This is a genomic window from Martelella alba, from assembly GCF_005217455.1.
Taxonomy (GTDB): domain Bacteria; phylum Pseudomonadota; class Gammaproteobacteria; order Enterobacterales; family Enterobacteriaceae; genus Acerihabitans.
Map to the genome: position 1 here is coordinate 1 of NZ_SZPQ01000081.1, position 7,211 is coordinate 7,211.

The following is a 7,211-nucleotide window of genomic DNA, read 5'->3' on the forward strand; positions in this document are numbered from 1 at the left end:
AAAAGCGAGTATTTTTAGTCATCCTGTTACCTCTCTCTCAAAGAGTTTAGTCTCCAGGATTCCCGGGGCGGTTCATAATGCTGTTTAGTTAAACCGCTGTGTTGCCATGCGTTAATATGCTGTTGCTGTTCAGTTCGGGTGTGCCGCTTCATCATGATGAAATTCACGCCGGTAATGGGTGAAAAGAGCATTTCATAACGGTTATCAATCAACAAGGCGAGATACCCGACCCCTTACCGTAAATATAACCATGCTCATGATCATTAGGTATTTTATTGTTTATAAATGATATTGAGTTGTCTTTCATCAGCAATAGGCTTCTAAAGCCTCTTTGAGGTTGTCATAGAAACAACAGACGAATGGACTTATGACAGAAGTAATTCATGATGATACAGAGATCACATTTTATGCAAGGCGGCGGATTTTTACAGGAAGTTCAGCGTTTATGTTAAGCCATTATGAAAAAATATGGAATATATTGTTTTCAGGACAATTAAGTGATTTTTGTCATTAAACATAAATTAAGGAGTACCCGGATGTCGAAGCTCTTATACGGGGTGGCATATTATGATGAGTATCTGCGGCAGGATCGGCTGGATAAAGATATTGAGATGATGCTGTCTGCCAGAATCAATGTCGTCAGAATAGCGGAATCCACATGGAGTACACTGGAACCTGCGGAAAATTCATATAATTTTCGTCACATTGACCGTGTCCTTGATGCGATGCATCAGGCTGGAATAGGCGTTATTGTTGGAACTCCAACTTACGCTGTCCCCTGGTGGCTTGCAAAAAAACATCCCGACATCCTCGTGACTACACCGGAGGGACAGCAGGTTTACGGGCGTCGTCAGATTATTGATATTACTCAGCCACACTTTCTTTATCATTCAGAAAACATTATTCGTAAATTACTGGAGCACGTGTGCCAGCACCCGGCAATTATCGGTTATCAGGTTGACAACGAAACTAAGCATTATGAAAACGTAGGTGAAAATATTCAGAACGCATTCAGGAAATGGCTCAGAGAACGTTTTCAGGGCATAAGAGATTTGAATGATGCTTTTGGCCTTGAGTACTGGAGTAACCGTATAGAGTCCTGGGATGATTTTCCTCCTCTAGAGGGGACAATTAACGCCAGCCTTGGCTGCGCTTTTGCGCGTTTTCGCCGGGAAAAGGTGGCAGAATATCTTGCATGGCAGGCCGCTATTGTCGGTGAATACGCGCGTCCCGGACAGTTTGTCACACAAAATTTTGACTTTGAATGGCGCGGGTATTCGTTCGGTCTGCAACCGAGGGTGGACCATTTTGACGCTGCGAAGGCTATGAACGTAGTGAGCGTGGATGTTTACCACCCCACTCAGAACCATTTAACAGGCCGTGAAATTGCTTTCAGTGGTGATGTAGCCCGCAATTTGAAAGGCGGAAAGAATTATTTTGTCATGGAAACGCAGGCTCAGGGCTTTGCTAAATGGACGCCCTATCCGGGGCAGTTGCGCCTCCAAGCATTCAGTCATATTGCCAGCGGAGCCAGTATGGTTGCCTACTGGCACTGGCATTCAATCCATAATTCTTACGAAACTTACTGGAAGGGGCTGCTGAGTCATGATTTTTCAGCGGGACCGACCTATCAGGAAGCCGTGAGTATCGGTAATGATATGTCGCGCCTGTCAGATACGCTTGATGAGCTGCACACGAATAATGATGTGGCAATACTGGTCAGCAGCAACGCCATGGAAGCCATGAACTGGTTCAGACCAGATACGCCTCAGCCTGAACTGAACAGGCAGGCTGATTACGTCTATAACGATATCCTGAGACGATTCTGGGATGCGTTATATGACCGGAATATCAGCGTTGACATTATCAATCATCTGTCTCCACAGTCGCAGAAATATCGTGTCATCATCATTCCGGCGCTGTATTCGGCATCGGATGAAGAGCTTGAAGGCATTAATGCATTTGTGGAAAACGGTGGGCGCGTACTCATCGGATTCAAAAGTGGTTTCTGTGATCTTGACGTAAAGGTCAGGGCAGTCACTCAACCCGGTATCATCAGTAAATGCTGCGGTGTGAGTTACAGCCAGTTCACCATCCCTGAAAATGTGGGCATCACTTCCGTAGATAAAGCTGTGGGGTGTTTATCTAATGAGAGTGCAGAAATGTGGATGGAACTGCTGTCTCCCGCATCAGATCGCACCCGGGAGTTGTTGCGCTATGACCACCCACACTGGGGAAAATATGCTGCAGCAACACTTTCAGAGTATGGCACCGGAAAAGCATTGTATGTTGGTTTTTTACCATCCAAGAAACTGATTTATGAACTCTTTTCCTGTCTGTCCGACGGAATAAGCCTGTCTTCACGGACGGCCCAGAGCCATTGGCCTGTGGTGGTCAGGAAATCTATCAATAAGTCAGGCGAATCTGTGCGGTTTTTATTTAACTATTCTGGATCTGATAGGGATTTCACGACGAATGATGATGTTTTTGAGCCACTCAGCGGAAATATCCACCGGAAAGGAGAGACACTGACCATCGGAGCATGGGGAATGCGACTGCTTGTCGGGGACGCCTGAGTCAGGAGGAAAAATATGTGTTTCACTTTTGATGCCTATCTCGTTGCAGGATTTACGCCGGTACTTATCAACGGGCCGCATGACACACCCGTATTCCGCCCCGACGGGATGGATGGCTATATCATCAACCTTACGGTTAAGGGAAGCGCGTGGGTTGAAACTGAGGGAGGAAAAATATTGCATGTTGAAAAAAACGATATGCTGATTTTCCCGCCCGGCGTGAAGCATCATTATGGCAGGCAGGTATCAGAGGAGTGCTGGGACCATTTCTGGATCTATTTTATCCCTCGTCCTTACTGGAAAGAATGGCTGCAGTGGCAAAATGATGTGGGGGGCGTGAGCCGTATAAAGCTCAGCAGTGATGCGGAAAGTGACACTGTGAAGACGCTGTTCACTGAGGCCATTACATGGTTTTCGGACAATAATGCCCTGTCTGAGGCTATGGCGATGAACGTGCTCGAAAGGATTATTCTTTCCTGCTACCGGATGCAGTATGATAGTCTGCATAAAACCATGGATATCCGGATTACTGCGATTTGTCAGCATCTTGATAATAACCTTTTTCTGGATGAGAGCCTTGCCAAGCTTGCCAGCAGGGTCAGTCTTTCCCCGTCCAGACTCTCACATTTATTTCGCCGCGATACTGGCATGACAATAAATGAATGGAAAGAAAAACAGCGGATTTATTGTGCCAGAAATATGTTACAGAGTTCCACGCTCTCGGTAGCTGATATAGCACGCGCAAACGGCTATAACGATGCATTCTACTTTTCAAAAATATTCCACCGTCACTGTGGAATATCCCCCAGTACGTACAGGAAAAATTATGCAAAAAATTCTGTTGTTACTGATGTTTGTTCAGATGAATATCAACAGTAATAAACAGGTCTTCACAGAAATTACAGTTAAATCCGAATTTTAATCTCATTTTATAGCAGGATAATAAAATGCAAACACAGATGAATAATGATGCTTTCCCCCGGGAAAACTGGTCTGCGTCTGTCACAGATGACCAGCAGCCAGGCGTACCGGTCCTGACCGGTATAGCTGTGGGCCTGGGCGCTCTGTTATGGCTTGGTCCTTTTATGGGAATAAATTCTGTCCTGAATCCGGCAAAACTGAGTAATATTATCGGTCAGAATGCAGAGGTGAATAATTTTCTGGCGCTATTGGGAACACTTGGTGCAGTAACGTCAACGATTACCACCATTATTATCGGAGCTCTGTCCGATTTGACCCGATCCCGCTGGGGGCGCAGGACGCCATGGATTGTGGCTGGCTCTGTCCTTACTGCCGCAGTTATGATCGGATTGGGCATGATAAATTCACGGGAACAACTCGGACTCTTCATCCTGTTGTGGTGCCTGCTGCAGACATTTATCAACTTTGTTGTGGCACCCCTGCTGGCTGTCATTGCAGACAGAATTGCCCCCAGACACCGTGGGCTGATATCGTCAGTCTATGCTGCGGGGTTCATCACCGGACAATATGGTGGTCCGGTTGCGGGAGGGTTATTTTTGAGTGATGCCCATCCGGAATTAATCAATGTCGGCTATTATGCCATGGCTTGCGCAATGTTACTGTCTGGTCCGCTGGCTGCGTTTATTATTAAAGAGAAATCCAGCCTTGGCATGCCCGTCCGGAAAATGAATAAAGAAATTTTTATAAAGTATTTTATCTTTCCTGTCAGAGCGGCACGTGACTTTTATCTGGCGCTGTTTGGTAAAATGCTTGTGGCAATAACTATCACGGCTTTCAGCGTATATCAACTGTTTTTTCTCACAAGCGGTATGGGTCTGACCAGCTCGTCAGCCGGGCACTATATCTCATTAATGGGCATTGCAACGATGGTTACTGCGCTGATTTTTGCACCTCTCTCCGGTCCGGTATCAGACAAACTTCGTACCCGCAAAAAACCGGTGTTCCTGTCAGCAATGCTGATTGCAGCCGGTACACTCATCCCCTTTTTCTGGCCCGAGCCAGAGGCGATGATCTGGTATGGTGTGATTGCAGGTATTGGCTCAGGCATATTTTTCTCTGTCGATCAGGCCCTCAACCTGGAAGTCTTACCCAGTCACGAAAATTCGGCGAAGGATCTTGGTATACTAAACTTTGCCAATACCGGGGCACAGATCCTGGGGCCCGTGCTGGGCGCATTGCTGTACGGAGTAATGGGAAACCAGTATCTGCCCATACTTCCGGTTCTGGCACTCATAGCTCTTGGAGGAGGAATACTGGTAATGATGATAAGAAAAGTAAATTGATAATTACTCTTTTTTTTCTCATCCAGATGTTGACAAATCAGCATGTGTTAATTAAAGGAAGATTTAATCATATATTTTAGTTTCGAGGAAAATATTGGCCGATTGAATCAGCTTAAAGTTTAACTTTACATCGATTTCAAATCTGAGTTAAAAAGGCTTATGAAATATTTCTGGGATTTTCACTAAATAGGTATAAAGTTAATCCATGATCTGCCAGAGTGGGACAGTCGATCGTTTGTAATTGATATATGCCATTTTTACGAGCGATCCGTTAAATGGTAATATATATTTTAGATTTACTAAATGGAAATTAAATGTTAATGGTTGGCTTATTTTGTGCAACGCGCTAAACTGATTAAATCTGCTTTTCACCCAGATATAAATTTTGATGATGTCAAAAAGTAAAAATTTTTTTAGCTTTATCTCTTATGATATGAATATACTGATTTCGACTGAATGCTGGCAATGTTTATGTGAGTAATAATTTGCTCTATTTATCGGTGTTTAACTCAATCCGTCCGCCATGAATTTGTTTTCTTATGAAGATAAATATACGGCTGGTATATCGAACAGATGGCGTGATAACTGAAAGTCCCCCCGCGTAAGCAGCGGGGGTTGTTCATCTTTTTGTGTAAAATATTTGGCCTGCCATTGTTGTGTTTCATCATGCAGAATGATTTTCTGCTGATTGCGATCTGCCTCACTGTGGCGTTTTCTGAGTGCCTGTATAAACTAAAAACCGTACCAGTCCTGACTGATACAGCGTTAATGTTTCTGAAAAGATAATTTATATATCAGACTGCTGCGTTGCTGTTATCTGTGTCCAGAATATAGGGTGGAATATAAGCTTCACAGCACGTATCCAGATAATCTGACCACCACTGCATCATTGCCTGACGAGCTTCCAGATGTTCAGCCTTATGAATATATGCCATACGCACAGTATTGCGTGCCTGATGGCTCATTTGACGGTCAACGGCATCCAGTGACCACAGACCCGATTCCATCAGGGCACTACAGGCCATTGTGCGGAATCCGTGGCCGCAGATTTCATCTTTTGTGTCATAACCCATCAAGCGTAGCGCCTTGTTAATCGTGTTTTCGCACATTGGTTTATACGGATTATGGTCACCGGGAAATATCAGCTCCTGATGCTCGGCATGACGCATGACGTTGCACATATGCTGCCGAGTGCGTGCTGCCACTTCCAGCAAACCTTTTTTCTCAATTCCTTTCAGCGGAGCGCTGTTGAGCTGGATTGATATTCTGCACCAGCAATTTACGGATACCGTCACGCTGCTGACGAGCATCGGCCAAAGATACTGCAGGATAGGCCCCTAAGCCGAGGCGGGATTCTTTTCTATTGATACGATAATTGAGATACCAGAGACGTGAACCGCCTGGATTGACTAAAAGGTACAGACCATGAGAGTCGGAAACTTTGAAGTGGAGTTGCCCCCGCTAAAACGGACACGGTTAATTTATTGCTAGCAACGAACTTCTGTACTCTCTCGGTGACTGCATTTTCAGCCCTTTATGGGGATGCCAGTTATTGTAATCTTCCATCCATTCCGTCAGTTTTTCCATTACGGTTACCGCATCCGGCAGATCATCCACATACACGTAGTCTCGCTTGAACGTTTTCACGAACGATTCAGCCATGCCATTGCTCTGCGGACTGCGCACTGGCGTCGTACACACGATGAACCCGAGTGAGGTGGCGAACGTTCTTGTTGAGTCCGCTATGTAGCAACTGCCGTTATCCGTCAGCCACTCAACGGCATGTGGTAGGTAAAGCGCATTTCCAAAGCGTTTTTCTACACTTTCTGTCAGCAAATCCTGCACCATAACGCTGTTTATTCCACCTGTTGTCGCCGACCAACTTATGGCTTCGCGATCACAGCAGTCAAGGCTGAACACCACCCGCACGACTTCCCGATCCCAGCAGCGTATTTCGAAGCCATCTGAGCACCAGCGCGTATCTGGCTTAAGTGTCACGACGTTGCCGGTATGACAGCGCTCTGGTTTTTTATGGCCTGATTTTGTCAGCAGCAGTTTATTTGCCCGCATGATCCGGTAAATGCGTTTGGGGTTAACCCGCCAGTTTTGTTCCTTTAGGGCACGATTGAGGTGCGCAGTCACGCGACGATAGCCGTTTGTCGCCCGCTCGCTGCATATCTGGCAGATAAGCGGCAACAATCGTGCGTCATCGTCTTTGCTGTAGCGGACTGACCGGTGCTGGCGTTTCTGCAGCAACCGTTCATAAAGATTTGAACGCGATACCCGTAGCACTTCAGCTAAATAGCTGCGCCTAATACCGCTACACTTTTGCCTGACCATGTTTTCCTCCGGGGAATGGGCTGGCAGTTTC

Annotated in this window: 6 protein-coding genes; 3 read left to right on the forward strand and 3 right to left on the reverse strand. The window is 45.8% G+C overall.

The window, feature by feature from the left end; translation table 11 throughout:
• Positions 1–536 precede the first annotated feature (536 nt).
• From FCN80_RS25120 to FCN80_RS25130, 3 genes are all read left to right on the forward strand, one after another.
• On the forward strand, positions 537–2,576 hold the full coding sequence (locus FCN80_RS25120) for a beta-galactosidase (RefSeq protein WP_136993042.1): 2,040 nt from the start codon (positions 537–539) through the stop codon (positions 2,574–2,576).
• Positions 2,577–2,591: 15 nt separating this feature from the next.
• Complete coding sequence (gene araC / locus FCN80_RS25125; RefSeq protein ID WP_136993043.1) at positions 2,592–3,455, forward strand: arabinose operon transcriptional regulator AraC; 864 nt, start codon at positions 2,592–2,594, stop codon at positions 3,453–3,455.
• A gap of 68 nt (positions 3,456–3,523) precedes the next feature.
• Positions 3,524–4,840 (forward strand): MFS transporter, encoded by a 1,317-nt coding sequence (locus FCN80_RS25130; protein WP_230492950.1) that lies wholly within the window; start codon positions 3,524–3,526, stop codon positions 4,838–4,840.
• 794 nt (positions 4,841–5,634) lie between these two features.
• Here FCN80_RS25130 and FCN80_RS25135 read toward each other — a convergent pair.
• From FCN80_RS25135 to FCN80_RS25140, 3 genes are all read right to left on the reverse strand, one after another.
• Positions 5,635–6,150: a tyrosine-type recombinase/integrase gene (locus FCN80_RS25135; RefSeq protein ID WP_230492951.1), complete on the reverse strand. Its 516-nt coding sequence runs from the start codon at positions 6,148–6,150 to the stop codon at positions 5,635–5,637.
• Positions 6,065–6,262, reverse strand: coding sequence for an Arm DNA-binding domain-containing protein (locus tag FCN80_RS27540; protein WP_373880364.1), 198 nt, complete (start codon positions 6,260–6,262; stop codon positions 6,065–6,067). The genes FCN80_RS25135 and FCN80_RS27540 overlap by 86 nt, the downstream gene beginning before the upstream one ends.
• 54 nt (positions 6,263–6,316) lie before the next feature.
• Positions 6,317–7,211, reverse strand: an 895-nt coding sequence (locus FCN80_RS25140; RefSeq protein WP_230492952.1) for an IS3 family transposase, incomplete at its 5' end; no start/stop codon positions are given.